The organism is Actinomadura sp. B10D3, from assembly GCF_039871695.1.
Lineage (GTDB): Bacteria > Actinomycetota > Actinomycetes > Streptosporangiales > Streptosporangiaceae > Spirillospora > Spirillospora madurae.
On the sequence record NZ_JBDPLY010000002.1, the window covers coordinates 13,110 to 28,892 of the forward strand.

The window sequence follows — 15,783 nt, forward strand, 5'->3', positions numbered from 1 at the left end:
CATGACGCCCCGGGGAACGAAGATCGCAATGTTCCTCGCGACCCTCGTCACCGTCCTGACCGGCGCGATCTGGCCGGCCGCGGCCCACGCGGAGGCCGGCTCCGCACCCACCGGGCGCGTGGTGATCATCGGGGTGCCGGGACTGATGTGGAGCGACGTCACCCGGGACAACACCCCGGCGCTGTGGGGCCTGACGGCGCAGGGGGCGGGTGCGGGCCTCAGCGTCCGCACGACGCGGGTGAACACGTGCCCGACGGACGGCTGGCTGACGCTGTCGGCCGGGCAGCGGTCCCGGCTGCCGCACGGCGACTGCGCGCTGCCGTCCGCGCCGATCCTGCCGGGCCAGGACTCCCCCACCGGCGCGCCGCCGCCGGGCGGCGCCGTCGCCGCCGGCTGGCCGGCGATCAAGAGCGACAACGCGGGCACCAACTACCACGCCCAGATCGGGCTGCTCGGCGACGAGGTGCACGAGGCGGGCGGCTGCACGACGGCGGTCGGGCCCGGCGCGGTGTTCGGCGCGGGCAACGGCGGCGGGCGCGTGGACCGCTACGTCGAGTCCCCGGACAAGGTCACCGCGGCCGACTGGGCGCGGTGCCCGCTCGCCGCCGTCGACGTGGACGACCTGTTCCGCGCCTACATCAACGCCGGCGTCGACCCCAAGGGCGACCAGGTCCCCCTGTCGGACCGCAAGCGCGCCGCCGCGGCGGCCGCCGCCGACCGCCGCGTCGCCCAGGTCGTGACCGGGCTCCCCGAGGGCACGAACGTCCTCGTCGCGGGCCTGTCCGACATCGGCGTGGACCCGCACCTGCGCGTCGCGATCGCCAAGGGGCCGGGCTTCGAGCCCGGCTACATGACCTCCGGCGCCACCCGGCAGGAAGGCCTGGTCACGCTGACCGACCTCACCGCGACGACGCTGAAGCTGCTCGGGCTGAAGCAGCCGAAGCAGGCCGTCGGGTCGGCGTGGCGGTCGGAGCCGTCGGAGGCGTCCACGCACGAGCGGGTCGACGCGCTCATGGACGAGGACGTCGCGGCGCAGGCGATCCGGACCGTCCAGACGTCCTTCTACTGGGTGCTGTTCGCGACGCAGCTCGTCCTGTACGGGGTCGCGGTGATCGCGCTGCGCCGCCTCGGCGGCGACCGCAGCTCGCGGGCGCGGATACTGGGCGGCACCCGGGTGATAGCGCTGCTCGGCGGGGCGGCGCCGGGCGCGTCGTTCCTCGCCGGGCTGCTGCCGTGGTGGCGGGCCGAGGCGCCGACGCCCGTGCTGATCTGCACCGTCCTCGGCTTCGCCGGGCTGCTGACCGGGGTGGCGCTCGCGGGTCCCTGGCGCCGATCCGCGGTCTTCCCCGGCCTGGTGATCACCGGGGTGACGGCGCTGGTCCTCGCGCTGGACGTGATGACGGGCTCGTCCCTCCAGCTCAACACGCTGATGGGCTATACCGCCCTCGTCGCCGGCCGGTTCTACGGCTTCGGCAACCAGGCGTTCTCGCTGTTCGCCGTCGCCTCGATCCTGACGGCGGCGTGGCTGACGGAGTACCCGCTGCGCAAGGAGCGCAAGGCGATCGCGGTGGGGATCGTCGCCGTGATCGGCGCGTTCGCCGTCGCGGTGGACGGGCTGCCGGCGTTCGGCAGCGACTTCGGCGGCGTGCTGGCCATGGTCCCCGCGTTCGCGATGCTCGGCCTGATGGTCGCCGGCAAGCGCGTCTCGGCGCCCCGGCTCGGCGTCTTCTTCCTGGCCGGCGCGGTCCTGGTGCTGTTCATCTCCTACCTGAACGCGCGCAGCGACAACCCGACGCACCTCGGCCGGTTCTGGCAGGACCTCATGGACGGGGACGCCTGGGGCGTCGTCACCCGCAAGTTCGACGCGATGCTGAACAGCCTCGGGTACTGGCCGTACACGCTGGCGCTCGCCGCCGCGGTGGTGTTCCTGTTCTTCGTCCTGGCGCGGCCGACGCGGTGGCGGGTGTCGCTGCTGCAGGGCGCCTACGAGCACAGCCTGACGATGCGCCCGGCACTGATCTGCGCGCTCACCGTCGGGGTCATCGGCACGCTGGTGAACGACTCCGGCGTGGTGATCCTGTCGGTGTCGTTCAGCCTGGCGACCCCGCTGATGCTCGCGGCCGGGCTCCGGTCGCTGGAGATCGACCTGAGGAACGCAGACACGCCGCCACCAGAGCGGTCAGGATCGCCAGCAGCGTCCACGGAACGACGGTCGGCCGAACGACGGTGAACAGCCACTCCAGGTCGTCCGGCAGCCGGATCCGGGCGGGCGCGCGGGCCGGCAGGTAGGCGAGGCTGAGCGCGGCGGTGTGCGCGAGCAGGATCCAGTCGATCCGCGTCCACGGCAGCAGCGCCAGCAGCGCCCAGCCGAATCCGTCGTACCAGGGCAGCGCGTAGGGGGCGGCGAGGAGCCACGCGAGGACGATCGCGACGGCGACGCGGCGGTTCTCGGCGTCCTGCGCCGTCGCCCCCGCGTCAGGCGACGGCCCGTCGTCCTTCGGCAGGGCACGGAACAGCAGCAGGAACAGTGCCAGGCCGAGGAGCATCGCGCCGGTCTTGATGATGTCGCGCTGCGAGCCGCGGCCGAGCGACTCGTCCACGAGGTGCCAGGGCGTCGCGAACGACACCATGTTGCTCGCCTCGCGGACCTGGTCGAGGGCGTGCGGGCCGGCGATCACGTACGACAGCGCCGTGACGGCCACGCCGCCGGCCGCGAGCGCGACCAGCGCCCCGATCGGCCGCCACCGGCGCTCGGTCCACGTCTCGCGGAGCAGCGCCCAGGCGGGGCCGCCCGCGACGAGGGCGGCGGGCAGCTTGATCGCCGTGCCGATGCCGACCAGCGCGCCGGCCGCCAGGCCGCGCAGCCAGCTCGTCCGGCCGCCGGCGACGGCGAGCGCGGCCACCATCGGCGCGATGGCGAGGACGTCGTTGTGCGCGCCCGCGATCAGGTGGAACAGCACGAGCGGGTTGCACGTCCACAGCAGGGCCGTGCGGAGCCGCCGCTCCTCGCTCCTGGACGTCCGGTAGAGGATCAGCGAGGTCGCCGCGAACGCCACCGTGTTCAGCACCGACAGCACGAACACGGTCAGCCGCACCGACCCGCTGCCGAGCCACGCGGCGAACGCCTGCCCGCCGGTGGCGATGGGCCCGTACACCGACGGCGTCGTCCGCCACTCCTCGGGCGCCCCGGCGACCGGGTCCTTCGGCAGGTCGTCGGCGCTCGTCCGGTAGGGGTCGTGGCCGGTCGCCGCCATCCGCCCGTACGAGGCGTAGTTCAGATGGTCGGTGGACCCGACCGGCGGCATGACCATGAACGCGACCGCCGCCGCGATCCCGGCCAGCACCAGCGGCAGGGGCCGCACCCGCCAGCCCCGGCGGACGGCGGCGAAGCACAGGCCGAGCCCCACCGTGCTCGCCACGATGCCCGCGACGACGAGGCCGATCACGAGGTACGGCGACGGGTGGACGTCCAGCGCGTACGGCGGCTCGCGGCGGGGACCCTCGAGCTCGGGCTGGAACACCGACGGGCCGAGCAGGGCGGTGGCGGCGAAGCAGGCGACGCCGGTCCCGAGCCCGCACAGCCCGCCCGTCCCGAGACGGGTCACGGGCGGCTGCCGCGCAGGCGGTCCAGCCTCCTGGCCACCGCCGGTTCGCGCACGGCGAGCGCTCTGGCCACGTCCCGGAACTGCCGGGCGCGGTGCATCTGGGAGCGCCAGTCGGTGCCGGTGGCGCGGTGCGCGAGCGGGACCTCCACCTCCGCCACCCGGAAGCCCTTGCGCAGCAGGTCGATGGTCAGCGCGGTCTCCACGCCGAAGCCGGCGGCGAGCGGGAGCGCGGCGTCGAACGCGGCCCGGGTCAGGCAGCGCTGCCCGTTCAGCGGGGCGGTGGCCTCCCAGCCGGTGGCGCGGCGGATCCCGTCGCGGGACAGCCCGACGACGAACCCGTGCCCGCCGAGCTTCACCGTCGTGGTGAACACCGCGATCGTCATGTCGGCCTCACCGGCCCGGACGGGTTCGACGAGCGGCGCCGCCCCGCTCGCGGTCTCGGCGAGGTCGGCGTCCAGGAACAGCAGGTGGCGGGGCTGGTCGCGGCCCTCGTCCAGGAGCCGGACGGCCTCGGCGCCGGTCTCCATCGCGGCGCCCTTGCCTCGGTTGCGGCTGTGCCGCACGACCCGGGCGCCCGCCTCGCGCGCCGCCCGCCCGGTGCCGTCGGACGAGCCGTCGTCGATCACCACGACGAGGTCGGCTCCGGGCAGTTCCTGGGCGGCCTTGACCGTGGCCGCGATGCGGTCGGCTTCGTCCTTGGCCGGGATGCATACCGCTACGTCCTGCATATCCGCGATCGTAGTCGGGGACGGGCGCGCCATGCCGCACGGCACCCGGAACGGTCCGGGCCGTTTCCCCGCGGGATCGCGCGGCGAACCCCGGCGTTCACGCGCCGGGGCCACACCGGGTCAGCCGGCGTCCAGGACGGGCGCGGCGTCGGTCACGGTGAAGACCGTGTCGAGCCCGGTGACCTGCAGGATGCGCTTCACGGCCGGGCGCGGCGCGGCGAGCTCCAGCGCGCCGCCCTGCTCCTTGAGCCGCTTCATGGCGGCGAGCAGCACGTTCATGCCGGTCGAGTCGCAGAACTCGACGCCGCTCATGTCGACCACGATGCGGTCGATCTCCTCGCGCAGCAGTGCCGCGAGGGCCGCCTGAAGCCTGGGCGCGGTGTACAGGTCGAGTTCACCGGTCGCCGTGACGACGGCGTGACCTCCCTGAGATGCGGTCGAAACGTTTAGCTCCACGTCCGGCACACTATCTCGCTAACGGCCACGGGGCCAGACGGTTCGCCAAGTCCCCTGGCCCGTGGGCGATTCCGGGGCGTGTCGCCGCCTTGCCAGCCCCGTACGCTTTGAGAACTACCCACCGTGATGCCGCGATCCCCGGTTCGGCCGAACTCGCGGGTTCGCCTCGCGCGGACGCCCGGAGTAGGAGAGGCTGAGCGGGTGCAACAGCGGCATGCCCACCTCCGCGAACGCCTGGAGACGATCCGGGCGCGCTCGGCGAAATCCAGCACCTGGCGGACGTCCACGCAGGTCCTCTCCCGCCTGGTGAACAAGAACGGCTTCGTCCCGGTCCGCACGCGCCTGTCGCGCGAGGACCTCGCCTTCCTCTCCGGCGCCCGCGAGGAGGTCATCGCGTTCGCCGACCTCGGCCTGCGCCTCATCGACATGCACCGCCCGCAGGAGGCCGGAGGCATCACCAGCGACCCCGACCGCCCCATCCGCCGCTGCCGCGCCTGCATGTCGCGCTGGCCCTGCCCCACCTACCGGGCCATCTCCGAAGCCCTCGACCACTGACCCGGTGGCCCCTCAGACGGTGAGGGGGAGGCGGACCTCGAAGCGGCAGCCCAGGCCCTCGTTGGCGACGCCGATCTCGCCCGCGTGGGCCTCGACGATGCCGCGGGCGATGGCGAGGCCGAGGCCCGCGCCGCCGCCGGGAGTGCGGGCCGCCTCGCCGCGGAAGGCGACGTCGAACACGCGCGGCAGGTCGTCCTCCGGGATGCCGCCGCAGGCGTCGGCCACCGTCACCCGGGCCTCCCCGCCGCGGACCTCGCCGAGGATCTCGACCGCGCCGTCGCTCGGGGTGTGCCGGATCGCGTTGACGACGAGGTTGCGCAGGGCGCGGCCCAGCTCGCCCGCGTCGACCTGGACGGGCAGGCCCTCGCGGACGTCGCCGTGCAGCCGGACGCCCTTCGCGCGGGCCAGCGCCTCGGCGCCGGCGACCGCCTCGGCGACCAGGTCGGCGAGGCCGACGCGGCTGCGGGACAGCCGCAGCGCCCCCGCGTGGATGCGGGACAGCTCGAACAGGTCGTCCACCATCTCGGACAGCCGCTCCACCTCGACGCGGATGCGGCCGTGGTAGCGGTTGATCGTCCGCTGGTCGGCGACGACCTCGTCCTCCAGGGCCTCGGCCATCGCGCGCAGCCCGGCGAGCGGCGTGCGCAGGTCGTGGCTCACCCACGCGACCAGCTCGCGGCGGCTCGCTTCGAGGGCCTGCTCGCGTTCGTGCGCGGCGGCCAGCCGGTCGTAGGCGGCCTCCAGCTCGCGGGACAGCTCGGCCAGCTCGGCCGGAAGGCGGGCGGCCGGCCGCCGGAACCGGTCGGCACGGACGGCCTCGACCAGCACGCGGTTCGCGGCGACCAGGCGGCGTCCGAGCAGCACCGACACCGCCATCGCGACCAGCCCGGCGGACGTCACGACGGCGAGCACCACCGACCGGTCGTGGTCGTTCAGCAGCATCATGAACGAGATCACGAGGATGCCGGAGATGGTCGCCAGCACGGTCGCGGCGCCGACCACGATGAGCTGCGTGGCGACGGAGCGGCCGCGCAGCGCGTACAGCACGCCGAGCGCCAGCCCCGCGACGACGAGCGCGGCCAGCGCCGCGTAGAAGATCACCCAGAGGAGGTCCTCGAACGGGATCATCGGTCGCCTCCGGTCACCGCGGGCTCGTACCGGTAGCCGACGCCCCAGACGGTGACGATGCGGCGCGGCGTGGTCGGGTCGTCCTCGATCTTCTCGCGGAGCCGCCGGACGTGGACGGTGACCGTGGACGAGTCGCCGAACGTCCAGTCCCACACGCGTTCGAGCAGCTCGTCGCGGGTGAACGCCTGCCGCGGGTGACGCATCAGGAACGCCAGCAGGTCGAATTCGCGGGAGGTGAGCGCGAGCCGGTCGCCGCGCAGCAGCGCCTCGTGCGCGCTGACGTCCACGAGGAGGTCGCCGTCGTGCAGCGGCCCGGACGGGCCGGTCGGCACGAGCGCCCCGCGCGCCCGGCGCAGCACCGACCGGACCCGCAGCGCCAGCTCGCGCGGGCTGAACGGCTTGGTCACGTAGTCGTCGGCGCCGGTCTCCAGCCCGACGAGCCGGTCGGTCTCCGTGCCGAGCGCGGTGAGCATCACGATCGGGACGGTCGAGGTCTCGCGGAGCCGCCGGCACACCTCCAGGCCGCCCATTCCCGGCAGCATCAGGTCGAGGACGACGAGATCCGGCGGCTGGTCGACGGCCTTGCGCAGGGCGGTCCGGCCGTCGGCGACGCAGACGACCTCGTGCCCGTCGCGGGCCAGGTACCGGGCGACGACCTCGGCCACCGTCGGGTCGTCGTCGACCACCAGGACACGGCCGGCATGGGACACGGAGTTCACCCCCTCACGCTAAGGCGCCGCCCCCCGCCCCGCCCATTCCGTCACCACCCTGTAAGGAATGCCTCTGTGGGCGGTTTGACCTACTGACCTGTATAAGGAGCCGACTGCCGGTTTAATGGCCCGATGTCTCAGACACGTCCCGCGACCAGCATCGCCCGCACCACCGCCCTCATCCTCGCGGGCGGCGCGGTCGCCGCGGGCATCGGCGTGGTCCTGACGATCGCCGGCATCCACGATTCGCCGTTCCTGGCGGAGTTCCGGGGCTCCACCGCCTACTACGCGATGCAGTGCTTCATCGCCGGCGCCATCACGGCCGCCGGGCCCGTCCTCACCCGCCCCCGCGGCCCGGCCACTCTGATCGTCGCGGCCGTCGCCGCGTTCGTCGCGCTCGACGTCGGCACCCGGATCGGCGTTCTCTTCTATGGCGGCGTGCTCCACGACGTGTCCGTCAGCAGCGACTACATCGCCGCGCTCCTGAAGCCGCGCTTCCACGGGTGGGATCTGCTGGCGCCGCTGGTGGCCGGTGCCATCACCGGGCTGCGCCTCGCGGTCGTCTCCGGCGACACCAGGTTCGACCCCGCGCCCTTCCCGCAGCCGGGCCCCGGTCACGAGCCTCCCTCCGGAGAACCTCCGGCGCCGCCGTTCGGGCCGGGTCAGGGTCCCACCCCCGGTACGCCTCCGGGATGGACTCCGCCGCACGATGGGGCCTAGGTCGTTCCCGAGGGTGATGACCGCCGCGCGAGGAACGCTTACGGTGGAGTCATGGGTAAGACGATTCTGACCGTCCTTGGCGTCATTCTCGCGGTCTGGCTGCTTTTCACCGTTGTCGGCGCGATCCTCTCGATGCTGAAGTTCTTCTTCTTCATCGGACTCATCGCCGTCGTGGTGGTACTCGCCGTGACCGCCGTATCCAAGATGTCCAAAAGCCACTAGGTAAGCGGCCCGATCCCCTTGCCGCGGTGTCGCCGGTCACCGCATGATGCCGGAACAACCAGGCGGTCATCCAGCAAAGGGGCCCACCGTGCCAGGTCTTGACGGAGTGCTGCGCGAACGCGCGCTCGCCAATCCCGACCGCGTCGCCTACATCGCGGGCGACACCGAGATCACCTATGGCGACTTCGACCGGCGCGTCGACCGGGTCGCCGCCGCGCTCGCCGCCGCGGGGGTCGGCGCAGGCGACCGGGTCGCCATTCTGGACAAGAACTCCCTGGAATACGCCGAGCAGCTCTTCGGCGCCGCCCGGATCGGCGCCGTGCAGGTCCCGGTGAACTACCGGCTCGCGCCCGACGAGGTCGCCTACATCGTCAACAACGCGCAGGCGAGGGTCTTCATCGTCGGGCCCGAGTTCGTCCCCGTCCTGGACGCGATCACCGGAAAGCTGGAGTACACCGCCCACACCGTCGTCATCGGCGGCTCCGGCCACGCCCACCAGGACTACGCCGCCTGGATCGACGGGGCGCCCGACACCGTGCCCGAGCACGAGCCCGACACCGCGGACGTGTTCGTCCAGCTCTACTCGTCCGGCACCACGGGCCTGCCCAAGGGCGTCATGCTGACGCACGACAACTTCCTGGCGGCGCTCGCGGTCACCACCGACGTGTGGGACATCGACGAGTCGTCCGTCCTCATGGTCGCGATGCCGATGTACCACGTGGCCGGCAACGTGCTCACCGTCTCCACCGTCTACAACGGCCTCACCGGCGTCATCGCCCGCGAACCCGACCCGACCCTGATCGCGCAGGGCATCGAGCGGCACCGCGTCACGCACATCTTCCTGGTTCCGGTGCTGCTGCAGTTCATGCAGCTGATCCCGGAGGTGGCCGCCTGCGACCTGTCCAGCCTGAAGCTCATGCTGTACGGCGCGTCCCCGATCAGCGAGGACGTCCTGCGCGGCTCCATGGCCATGCTGCCGGGGACGCGGTTCATGCAGGTGTACGGGCTCACGGAGGTCACCGGCGCGATCACGATGCTGCCGCCCGAGGACCACGACCCCGGCGGCCCGAACGCGCACCGGCTGCGCAGCGCCGGCCTCCCCAACGCCACCACCACCCTCAAGATCGTCGACCCGGCCACGCAGGAGGAGATGCCGCCGGGGCAGGTCGGCGAGATCCTCTGCCGGACGCCGCAGAACATGAAGGGCTACTGGGGCATGCCGGACGCCACCGCGACCGCCCTCTCCGAGGACAACTGGTTCCGGACGGGCGACGCGGGCTACCTCGACGAGGACGGCTACCTCTACATCCACGACCGCGTCAAGGACATGATCATCTCCGGCGGGGAGAACATCTACCCCGCCGAGGTCGAGAACGTCCTGATGGGCCACCCCGACATCACCGACTGCGCCGTCATCGGCGTCCCCGACGACAAGTGGGGCGAGACCCCGAAGGCGATCGTCGTGGTGTCCGGAGACATCACCGACCAGGAGATCATCGACTACTGCCGCGACCGGCTGGCCCACTACAAGTGCCCCACCTCGGTCGAGCGCCGCACCGAGATACCCCGCAACCCCACCGGCAAGATCCTCAAACGCGACCTCCGCGCCCCCTACTGGCAGGGTAAGGATAGAGCTGTTTAGTTTTGTTTTCGTGGGGGGGCGGCTCCCTGGGGGCGCCCCCCCCCCGACTCATTTCAGGGGTAGCGGATTACTGCTGAGAGGGGGCGGTGGTCGGAGGACTTGGTGTTGGCGGTGGGGACGCTGCAGGAAACCGAGGCCGACTTGCCGATGAAGAGGTAGTCGGTCTTCTCGACGGCGGTGCCCTGCCAGTTCTGCCGGGTCTTGGCGCCCGTCCGGGACGAGCCGGTCTGGTCGCATTCGGCGTAGGCGGCGTACAGCGGGTCGAGGGCGGGGCTGTCAGGGGCGTCGGCGAAGTCGCCGCCGACCAGGACGCGGCCCTTGCCCGCGAGCGTGGCCAGGGTCCCCGCCTCCTTGCGGCGCCACTGGGCGTCCTCCGACGTGCCGAGCTGGGTGACGCAGACGCGGGTCTTCCAGGACGGGACCTCGCCGCAGAGCGCGATGCGGGAGTGGCCGGCGGGCGCGGGGAGCTTGGTCTGCCCGTGCTCGATGAGCTCCGCGTCGGTGCCGATGGCGAGGCCGGCGTCGCCCTGCCCGTCCGCGCACGTCCCGCCGCCGGGCGACGGGGCGAACGCCCAGCTCCAGCCGGACACGGCCTTCTTGACGGTGCGGAGCTGCCCCTCGCAGACCTCCTGGAGGAGGACCGCGTTCGTCGTGACCTTGCGTCCGCCGACCTCGGTCGCCCGCATCCGCTGGACGATGTCCTTCGCGAGCCCGGCGGGCGCGGTGCCGGACGGGCAGCCGGGCCCGCCGCAGACGTTCCAGCTCATCGCGGTGATCGTCACGGCGGCGGGGCGGGAGGCGGCCCCGTCGGCGTGGGCGGGACCTCCACCGCCGCCCGGAAGGCCCTCGATGCTGGCGCCGGTGGCGGCGGCGGTCACGACCGCGGCGGCCGCACAGACCGAGAGCAGGGGAATCAGGGCGCGGGGAGATCGCACACGTTCTCCAGAAATGGGGGATTCTGCGGGGGTGATGTCGGAATCCCACCACATCAAGATCGCTTCCGCCAGCCGTTCGCGACCGCTCGGTCACCGCGGCCGGAAGAATTTACCCGCGCCCGGCAGAAGGGCCCGGCGGCTGTCCCGCCGGGCCCTTCGCGCTAGTCGAGCAGTTCCGTGACCGTGCCCGCGCCGACCGTCCGGCCGCCCTCGCGGATGGCGAAGCCGAGCCCCTCGGTCATCGCGACCGGCCTGCCCAGCTCGACCGCCATCTCGACGGAGTCGCCGGGCAGCGCCATGCCGCCCTCACCGAGGTCGATGCCGCCGACCACGTCCGTGGTGCGGAAGTGGAACTGCGGCCGGTACCCGTGGAAGAACGGCCTGGACCGGCCGCCCTCGGCCGCCGTCAGCACCCGGACCCGCGCCCCGAACCGCAGGTGCGGCCGGATCGCGCCCGGCGCGCTGATCACCTGGCCGCGCCGGACCTGGTCCCGCTTGACGCCGCGCAGCAGCATCGCGGTGTTGTCACCGGCCTCGGCGTGGTCCATGGTGCGGCCGAACGTCTCCAGCCCGGTCGCGACGGTGCCGAAGGTCTCGCCGAGGCCGACGACCTCGACGGCCTCCCCGAGCCGGATCGAGCCCTGCGCGACGACCCCGGTCACGACGGTGCCGCGCCCGGTGATCGTCAGCACGCTCTCGACCGGCATCAGGAAGGGCCGGTCGAGCACGCGCGCCGGGACGGGCACGTAGGCGTCGACCGCGTCGAGCAGGTCCACGATGCGGGCCGTCCAGTACGGGTCGCCCTCCAGCGCCCGGAGCCCGGACACCCGGACGATCGGGATCTCGTCGCCGGGGAACCCGTACTCCGAGAGCAGGTCCCGCACCTCCAGCTCGACGAGGTCGAGGAGCTCGGTGTCCTCGACCATGTCGGCCTTGTTCAGCGCCACCACGACGTGGCCGACGCCGACCTGCCGCGCGAGGACGATGTGCTCCCGCGTCTGCGGCATCGCCCCGTCCTGGGCGGACACGACGAGGATGGCCCCGTCCACCTGCGCGGCACCGGAGATCATGTTCTTCACGTAGTCGGCATGACCGGGCATGTCGACGTGCGCGTAGTGCCGGGTCGCGGTCGCGTACTGGACGTGCGCGACGTTGATCGTGATGCCTCGGTCGCGCTCCTCCGGGGCGCGGTCGATCCTCTCGAACGGCACCGCGGACGCCAGCCCGCGCTCGGCGAGCACCTTGGTGATCGCGGCGGTCAGCGTCGTCTTGCCGTGGTCGACGTGCCCCATCGTGCCGATGTTGAGATGGGGCTTGTCGCGCTCGTACAGCTGCTTGGCCATGGTCTCGTCCTCACTGGTGGATCCGGTGAGAACCGCTGGACCACCCCCCTCCGCTGGTTCTCCGGAGGGTGGGACGGAGAGGGGTCAGCTTCGGATGAGCGCAGCGAACCGGGGGGTGTGGGAGGTCGTCCCCCCACAGGGAACGCGCAGGCCGTTGAAGACGGCTGCGTTCGCTGCTGCTGCGAAGGCAGCCGGCACCGCGCTCAGCAGGCCGTGGCCTGCGAGCGTCCGGGTGCCGGCTGCGAGGAACATGCATCGGACAGTACGGTCGCCCCTGGTGGAAGTCGACCGATTTTCCATCCGGTCAGCCGCCGGACGGGGCCGCCTCCCACTGCCGGTCTGTCCGGTCGTCCTCGCCCTTGCCCGTGCGAAGGTCGAGCAGCGCGCGAGGCTTGGTGGGCAGGGCGCCGAGGCTCGTGGTCGGCATGCGCCGGCTTCTCGGTCGTGGGCGTTTTCACCTCCTCTTGCCCGACCGGCCGTCCGTGGGTCCATCGGCTGCACGACCGTCCTCGGCGGGGCGGGTCCGGTCCTCGCCCGCCGGGACGCGGAGGAGGAACAGGCCGGCGAGGGCGCCTGCGAACTGGAACGCGGCGATGCCGAGCACCAGGCCGATGGGGCCGATCGCGCCGGCGGAGGCGGCGGTGAGGGCGGCGCCGAGGGCGGACGCGCCGATCTTGAGGCTGCCGCCCGTCGTGTTGACCTGGCCGAGCCGGTCGGGCGGGGACTCGCGCTGGCGGAGCATGAGCGTGGCCGCGAACACCGGGCCCTCGGAGACGCCCGCCGCGACGAACGCCGCGGTCGCCCAGGGCAGGGACGGCACGACGGCGAGGGCGGCCAGGGACGCGCCGAACGCGACGAGCCCGGCGATCATGACCGGTTCCGCGTGCTTCGGGGTGAGCCAGCGGCTGGAGGCGAGCGACCCGATCAGCGAGCCGACCGCCATCGCCACCAGCAGCCGGCCGCCCGCGCTCGGCGGGCCGCCGATGTGCTCGGCCAGCAGCACCGCCGTGACCGCGACCCCGCCGAAGCCCATCCACGCGAGCGTCGTCGCCACCGTCAGCGCGCGCAGCACCCGGCCCCCGGCCAGCACCACCAGCCCGCCCGTGATCACCGAGAGCGTCCCCGCCCTGGCGCGGGCGCCCGTGCCGGCCGCCTCGGGCGCGCCCGCGGACCGGCCCGGGAACGGGAGCAGCGGGAGGGTCAGGAGGCCGAGGAGGCCGACGGCCACGACCGCGGTGCCGGCGTACTCGCCTCCGGCCAGCGCGGCCAGCCCGGCGGCCAGGCCCGGGCCCGCGATCCCGGCGAGGTTGTAGCTGGACGCCTCCAGGCCGTAGGCGCGCGAGAGCCGTGCGGCCGGGACGAACCGGGGCAGCAGGCTGGTCAGCGCCACGACGATCGGCTCGGTGCAGCCGATCACGGCGGCGACCAGCAGCGCCAGCGCGAGCGGGGAGCGGCCCGCCATCAGCAGCAGCGCCGCGGTCGCGACGGCGTAGCAGGCGGCGAGGGCGACGGCGACGCGGCGGGGGCGTCCCACCCGGTCCAGCGCGTCGCCGATGACCGGGCCGCTGAGGACGTACGGGAGCGTCATCGCGGTCTGCAGGTAGCCGGCCGTGGCGGCGTTCCCGGTCCGCGCCTCGACGGTCAGGACCAGCGCGGTCGCGACGCCCTCCGCGGACACGCGCAGCATCGTGCCGGACGTGAGGTGGAGCGGCAGGGCCGCGGATCTGCCGATCACCTGTGCATGGTGGCACAGCGGGTGCGGGCGCCCGCCGCCTAGACTCGGAGGGTGACGGCAGCGAAGACGCACGAGCACCGGGTCACCAGCGAGGTCGGACGGCTGCGGACCGTTCTGCTGCATCGTCCGGGCGCGGAGCTGAAGCGGCTCACCCCGCGCAACAGCGACAAGCTGCTGTTCGACGCGATCCCGTGGGCGGGCCGCGCGCAGGAGGAGCACGACGCGTTCGCCGAGGCGCTGCGGTCGCGCGGCGTCGAGGTCCTGTACGTGACGGAGCTGCTGCAGGACGCGCTGGAGTACGAGGCCGCGCGGGAGCAGGCGATCGCGGACGCCGTCGTCGACCTGCGCCTCGGCGACCAGCTCCGCCGCGTCGTCGCCGACCACCTGCGCGGCCTCGACCCGGAGAACCTCGCGCACACGCTGATCGCCGGGCTCGCGCACGAGGAGCTGAAGGCCGGGCACGGCCTGGTCTACCGGCTGATGGACACGCAGGACTTCATCATCGACCCGCTTCCGGGCCTGCTGTTCACGCGCGACAACAGCACCTGGATCGGCGACCGCGTGGCGGTGACGAGCCTCGCGATGGAGGCCCGGCGGCGCGAGTCGGCCCTGACCGGCCTCATCTACGCGCACCATCCGCGGTTCGCCGGGGTGGAGCCGGTGTACACGCCGTCCCTCGAACATCTGGAGGGCGGGGACGTCCTGCTCCTCTGCCCGGGTGTGATCGCCGTGGGCACCGGGGAGCGCACGACGCCGGCGGGCGTCGAGCGGCTGGCCCGCCAGGTGATCGGCGCCGGTCTCGCCCACACCGTCCTCGCGGTGCCGATCGCGCAGGAACGCGCCACCATGCACCTCGACACCGTCTGCACGATGGTCGACGTGGACACGGTCGTCATGTACCCGCCGGTGGCGCACTCCCTGACGGCGTACACGGTCACCCTGGGGGACGGCGACCTGCGCGTGGCCGAGCCTCGCCCCTTCCTGGACGCCGCGGCGGAGGCGATGGGCCTGGACCGCCTGAAGGTCATCGACACGGGCCTCGACCCCGTGACCGCCGAGCGCGAGCAGTGGGACGACGGCAACAACACGCTCGCGGTCGCTCCGCGCCTGTGCGTCGCCTACGAACGCAACATCGAGACGAATGCCCAGCTTGAGGCGTCCGGTATCGAGGTCATCAGGATCAGCGGCAGCGAGCTGGGCACCGGGAGGGGCGGTCCGCGCTGCATGTCGTGCCCGATCCTCCGCGACACACCCTGACCGGGGGCGGAGGGGCTGCATTCGGGAGCTTTGCGTTCTTTCCGGTGTGCGAGCGCAGGGCATCGCACACCGGAAAGAACCACTCAACGCCGGGGCGGTGTCGACGGGGGCACGACAGCGCCCGAGCGTTGGTGAGGACCATACAAGGTCGGGCGGGGTTCCTTCCAGGCAGGGTCGCTCTATGCCGGATATGCCCTACTTGGAGCTACTTCATTCCTTGATTCGGGGCCGAGGTCATCATGGGAATCATCCAGAAGGTCCGGAAATGCGGAGAGATCGGGCATCGCGGTCTGGGTTCCCGCGGGGGCGGCGGAGATGTCATGCGCGTCCGGTGACTTGGGGGCCCGCAGCACGGCCCAGACCGTGGTCGAGCCGTCCTCGTGGCGCACCCCCCACCCTTCGGACAGGGCCTCGACGATGCCGAGGCCGCGGCCGCCGAGCGAGGACAGGGTGCCCGGGCCCCGGCGCGGCTCGGTCATCGCGCCGCCGTCGCTGACCTCCAGTTCGAGGAGGTCGCCGCGGCGCAGCCAGCAGACCCTGACCTGGCCGGACGGCAGCGGCCGCGCGTGCCGGAGGGCGTTGCTGATCAGCTCGCTCACGATGACGCTGGCGTCGTCCACGATGGACTCGTAGACCCCCGAGTCGGCCAGCTCCGAGCTGAGGCGCTTACGGGCGACAGCGACGCTCGACGGCGCATGTGGCAGTAGTACGACGCTCGATGCCCTCACCTCCCCGTGCTTCCGCTCA

15 protein-coding genes and 1 pseudogene are annotated in these 15,783 nt (G+C 72.9%); 6 read left to right on the top strand and 10 right to left on the bottom strand.

Going from position 1 to position 15,783, the window contains the following annotated elements; all coding sequences use genetic code 11:
* Position 1: 1 nt before the first annotated feature.
* Positions 2–2,230, top strand: coding sequence for a hypothetical protein (locus ABGB11_RS03190; protein ID WP_347628592.1), 2,229 nt, complete (start codon positions 2–4; stop codon positions 2,228–2,230).
* 433 nt (positions 2,231–2,663) lie between these two features.
* Here ABGB11_RS03190 and mptB read toward each other — a convergent pair.
* The 3 genes and pseudogenes from mptB to ABGB11_RS03205 all read right to left on the bottom strand — a co-directional run.
* A pseudogene (mptB, locus tag ABGB11_RS03195) lies at positions 2,664–3,311 on the bottom strand (polyprenol phosphomannose-dependent alpha 1,6 mannosyltransferase MptB); the annotation flags it as partial.
* A gap of 290 nt (positions 3,312–3,601) precedes the next feature.
* The gene (locus ABGB11_RS03200; protein ID WP_347628594.1) at positions 3,602–4,333 is read right to left on the bottom strand and encodes a glycosyltransferase family 2 protein; all 732 of its coding nucleotides are present in this window, start codon (positions 4,331–4,333) and stop codon (positions 3,602–3,604) included.
* A gap of 120 nt (positions 4,334–4,453) precedes the next feature.
* Complete coding sequence (locus ABGB11_RS03205; protein WP_347628596.1) at positions 4,454–4,789, bottom strand: STAS domain-containing protein; 336 nt, start codon at positions 4,787–4,789, stop codon at positions 4,454–4,456.
* Between the two features lie 201 nt (positions 4,790–4,990).
* On the opposite strand from ABGB11_RS03205, the gene ABGB11_RS03210 reads away from it, so the two are divergent.
* Positions 4,991–5,344, top strand: coding sequence for a hypothetical protein (locus ABGB11_RS03210; protein ID WP_347628598.1), 354 nt, complete (start codon positions 4,991–4,993; stop codon positions 5,342–5,344).
* Positions 5,345–5,356: 12 nt separating this feature from the next.
* Here the strand turns inward: ABGB11_RS03210 and ABGB11_RS03215 are convergent, their stop codons facing one another.
* Both ABGB11_RS03215 and ABGB11_RS03220 read right to left on the bottom strand, forming a co-directional pair.
* Positions 5,357–6,472, bottom strand: a complete 1,116-nt coding sequence (locus ABGB11_RS03215) for a HAMP domain-containing sensor histidine kinase (RefSeq protein WP_347628600.1) — start codon at positions 6,470–6,472, stop codon at positions 5,357–5,359.
* Positions 6,469–7,191, bottom strand: coding sequence for a response regulator transcription factor (locus ABGB11_RS03220; RefSeq protein WP_347628602.1), 723 nt, complete (start codon positions 7,189–7,191; stop codon positions 6,469–6,471). The genes ABGB11_RS03215 and ABGB11_RS03220 overlap by 4 nt, the downstream gene beginning before the upstream one ends.
* Positions 7,192–7,314: 123 nt before the next feature.
* On the opposite strand from ABGB11_RS03220, the gene ABGB11_RS03225 reads away from it, so the two are divergent.
* From ABGB11_RS03225 to ABGB11_RS03235, 3 genes are all read left to right on the top strand, one after another.
* Positions 7,315–7,902, top strand: coding sequence for a hypothetical protein (locus ABGB11_RS03225; RefSeq protein ID WP_347628604.1), 588 nt, complete (start codon positions 7,315–7,317; stop codon positions 7,900–7,902).
* A 51-nt stretch (positions 7,903–7,953) separates the two neighbouring features.
* Positions 7,954–8,124: a hypothetical protein gene (locus ABGB11_RS03230; RefSeq protein ID WP_347628606.1), complete on the top strand. Its 171-nt coding sequence runs from the start codon at positions 7,954–7,956 to the stop codon at positions 8,122–8,124.
* Between the two features lie 88 nt (positions 8,125–8,212).
* Complete coding sequence (locus ABGB11_RS03235; RefSeq protein ID WP_347628608.1) at positions 8,213–9,766, top strand: long-chain-fatty-acid--CoA ligase; 1,554 nt, start codon at positions 8,213–8,215, stop codon at positions 9,764–9,766.
* Between the two features lie 53 nt (positions 9,767–9,819).
* On the opposite strand, the gene ABGB11_RS03240 is transcribed toward ABGB11_RS03235, so the two are convergent.
* From ABGB11_RS03240 to ABGB11_RS03255, 4 genes are all read right to left on the bottom strand, one after another.
* Positions 9,820–10,701, bottom strand: a complete 882-nt coding sequence (locus ABGB11_RS03240) for an endonuclease/exonuclease/phosphatase family protein (protein ID WP_347628610.1) — start codon at positions 10,699–10,701, stop codon at positions 9,820–9,822.
* Positions 10,702–10,862: 161 nt separating this feature from the next.
* The gene (tuf, locus tag ABGB11_RS03245; RefSeq protein WP_347628612.1) at positions 10,863–12,044 is read right to left on the bottom strand and encodes an elongation factor Tu; all 1,182 of its coding nucleotides are present in this window, start codon (positions 12,042–12,044) and stop codon (positions 10,863–10,865) included.
* A 304-nt stretch (positions 12,045–12,348) separates the two neighbouring features.
* Positions 12,349–12,471 (bottom strand): hypothetical protein, encoded by a 123-nt coding sequence (locus ABGB11_RS03250; protein ID WP_347628614.1) that lies wholly within the window; start codon positions 12,469–12,471, stop codon positions 12,349–12,351.
* Between the two features lie 27 nt (positions 12,472–12,498).
* Complete coding sequence (locus tag ABGB11_RS03255; RefSeq protein WP_347628616.1) at positions 12,499–13,779, bottom strand: MFS transporter; 1,281 nt, start codon at positions 13,777–13,779, stop codon at positions 12,499–12,501.
* A gap of 51 nt (positions 13,780–13,830) precedes the next feature.
* On the opposite strand from ABGB11_RS03255, the gene ABGB11_RS03260 reads away from it, so the two are divergent.
* Positions 13,831–15,036 carry an arginine deiminase gene (locus tag ABGB11_RS03260; RefSeq protein ID WP_347628618.1) on the top strand — a complete coding sequence of 402 codons (1,206 nt, stop codon included), beginning with the start codon at positions 13,831–13,833 and terminating at the stop codon, positions 15,034–15,036.
* 179 nt (positions 15,037–15,215) lie between these two features.
* On the opposite strand, the gene ABGB11_RS03265 is transcribed toward ABGB11_RS03260, so the two are convergent.
* Positions 15,216–15,764, bottom strand: a complete 549-nt coding sequence (locus ABGB11_RS03265) for an ATP-binding protein (RefSeq protein WP_347628620.1) — start codon at positions 15,762–15,764, stop codon at positions 15,216–15,218.
* Positions 15,765–15,783 lie beyond the last annotated feature (19 nt).

Excerpts from the sequence above, each read along its gene's own strand:
- ABGB11_RS03190 (WP_347628592.1), top strand. The coding sequence starts at position 2 with ATGACGCCCCGGGGAACGAAGATCGCAATGTTCCTCGCGACCCTCGTC.
- ABGB11_RS03200 (WP_347628594.1), bottom strand. The coding sequence starts at position 4,333 with ATGCAGGACGTAGCGGTATGCATCCCGGCCAAGGACGAAGCCGACCGC.
- ABGB11_RS03215 (WP_347628600.1), bottom strand. The coding sequence starts at position 6,472 with ATGATCCCGTTCGAGGACCTCCTCTGGGTGATCTTCTACGCGGCGCTG.
- ABGB11_RS03225 (WP_347628604.1), top strand. The coding sequence starts at position 7,315 with ATGTCTCAGACACGTCCCGCGACCAGCATCGCCCGCACCACCGCCCTC.
- ABGB11_RS03230 (WP_347628606.1), top strand. The coding sequence starts at position 7,954 with ATGGGTAAGACGATTCTGACCGTCCTTGGCGTCATTCTCGCGGTCTGG.
- tuf (WP_347628612.1), bottom strand. The coding sequence starts at position 12,044 with ATGGCCAAGCAGCTGTACGAGCGCGACAAGCCCCATCTCAACATCGGC.
- ABGB11_RS03250 (WP_347628614.1), bottom strand. The coding sequence starts at position 12,471 with ATGCCGACCACGAGCCTCGGCGCCCTGCCCACCAAGCCTCGCGCGCTG.